At 60.9% G+C, this 1,906-nt stretch carries 1 protein-coding gene and 2 pseudogenes; 1 reads left to right on the top strand and 2 read right to left on the bottom strand.

The genetic code is table 11. The features are described from left to right. Positions 1-330: 330 nt before the first annotated feature. Positions 331-1,323 (bottom strand): annotated as a pseudogene (locus tag GKC28_RS26030) (IS91 family transposase); the annotation flags it as partial. A 1-nt stretch (position 1,324) separates the two neighbouring features. Further along, positions 1,325-1,582 (bottom strand): annotated as a pseudogene (locus GKC28_RS26025) (transposase zinc-binding domain-containing protein); the annotation flags it as partial. A 55-nt stretch (positions 1,583-1,637) separates the two neighbouring features. On the opposite strand from GKC28_RS26025, the gene GKC28_RS26270 reads away from it, so the two are divergent. After that, on the top strand, positions 1,638-1,906 hold a 269-nt coding region (locus GKC28_RS26270; RefSeq protein WP_217434232.1), incomplete at its 3' end, for a hypothetical protein.

Genomic DNA, 1,906 nt, shown 5'->3' with positions numbered 1-1,906 from the left:
GTTTTTCGACGCGGGTCATTGCGCGCGGTATCGGCGTGGATTGGCTGTGGCCCGCGTTGACAAACCTCTCAGGGAGGAAGCCGCGGGGGCTGGGTGTGGCCTATGGGGAAAGAGCTCCGTCTGCTGTGATCAGGATGGCCGTAAATGTTGGGTAGCGGTGTTCGAAGATTGCGACATCCGAATTCAGCCATAGTTTTTTGACCGGGTCTGATGCTGATTTTTGACGTCGCCTGCCTTTGGTACGGCTTACGGGATCGAAGCAGACAAATGAGGTCAGCCGGTCTGGCCTGGCCATCCGGTGTTTGGTGAGGAGTATGAACGTGCATCTCGTCATGCGGCCTGCCTCCGCGGCGGTGCGCGGGATCGCGGAACCTCGCCGCGCCGAAAGATCTCTATGATGCGCATCGKACCGCCGCAGTCCGGGCATGGCTCGCGCAAGGTTAGAGGGATGTTCTCGACGGCGGGCGCGACGTCCTGTCCGCCAGATTCTGCGCCAAGCAAAATACGGATCTTCGCGATGTTGGCCTTGCGGGCGGCGCTGGCCAGCAACCCGTAGTGCCGTATGCGGTGGAAGCCATTGGGGAGAACGTGGATCAGGAAACGACGGATGAACTCGTGCGTGCCGAGCCGCATGACCTTCATCCGATCCCCTCGTTTGATCCTGTAATCCTTCCAGCGGAATGCCACGGTATCTGCATCAGCGCTGACGAGGCGATGGTTCGAGATCGCCACGCGGTGGGTGTATCGGCTGAGATAGGCCAACACAGCTTCGGGCCCGCCGAAGGGCGGTTTCGCATACACCACCCATTCGGTTTTTCGGAACGGGGCCAGCCAGGCAGCAAACGCCTTCACGTCTGTCAGATCGGTGAGATCACCATAGAAGGTGAGTTCTCCCGCTCGATGCAGCGCCATCAGCCCTTCGAGAAACAGGCGCCGAAACAGCCGCGACAATACCCGCACATGCAAAAAGAACCCCGGCTTGCACGCGATCCACCGGGTGCCGTCCGGTRACAGGCCTCCGCCGGGCACGATCATGTGGATGTGGGGRTGATGGGTCATCGCCGATCCCCAGGTGTGCAATACGCTGGTCATGCCGACCCGAGCCCCCATGCGTTTTGGGTCGGTCGCGATGGTCATCACCGTTTCAGCCGAGGCGCGGAACAGCAGTCCGTAGACCGCCCGCTTGTTCCAATAGGCGATGCGGGCAATCTCGGCTGGCAGGGTGAAGACCAGATGGAAGTACTCCACGGGTAGCAGGTCCTCGGCCCGCGCCGCCATCCAATCCCTTGCTGCCGGGCCCTGGCACTTCGGACAATGCCGGTTAATGCCATACGCTGGTCATGCCGACCCGAGCCCCCATGCGTTTTGGGTCGGTCGCGATGGTCATCACCGTTTCAGCCGAGGCGCGGAACAGCAGTCCGTAGACCGCCCGCTTGTTCCAATAGGCGATGCGGGCAATCTCGGCTGGCAGGGTGAAGACCAGATGGAAGTACTCCACGGGTAGCAGGTCCTCGGCCCGCGCCGCCATCCAATCCCTTGCTGCCGGGCCCTGGCACTTCGGACAATGCCGGTTCTKGCAGCTAATGGGCGCCGCCCATTACCTGCATTATGGGCAAATCCGGTAATGGGGAGTTGGCGTGCCAATACGTGCGTTTTTTGCTGAGTTTCAGCGCTTTTTTGTCTCCATAACAGAACGGTCCTGTGTCTCCGTCGACGCGGCCACTGATGGCCGGTCACAAACGGGGACGAACATGTTGGATTTCTATTTCTCGGCACCGAAGATGCTGGGGCATTTGCGGGCTGGGCCAAGCGGACCATACCTTGACGGTTTTGCCGCCGCGCTCAATCATCAGGGCTATTGCGCTGACACGGCGGTAAGATATTTGCGGGCGGCAGCGGGCGGCAG

The sequence above is a fragment of the Leisingera sp. ANG59 genome, from assembly GCF_013317235.1.
Classification (GTDB): domain Bacteria; phylum Pseudomonadota; class Alphaproteobacteria; order Rhodobacterales; family Rhodobacteraceae; genus Leisingera.
Note: the sequence above shows the minus strand (reverse complement) of the source record. Positions and strands in the feature narration are given on the sequence as shown.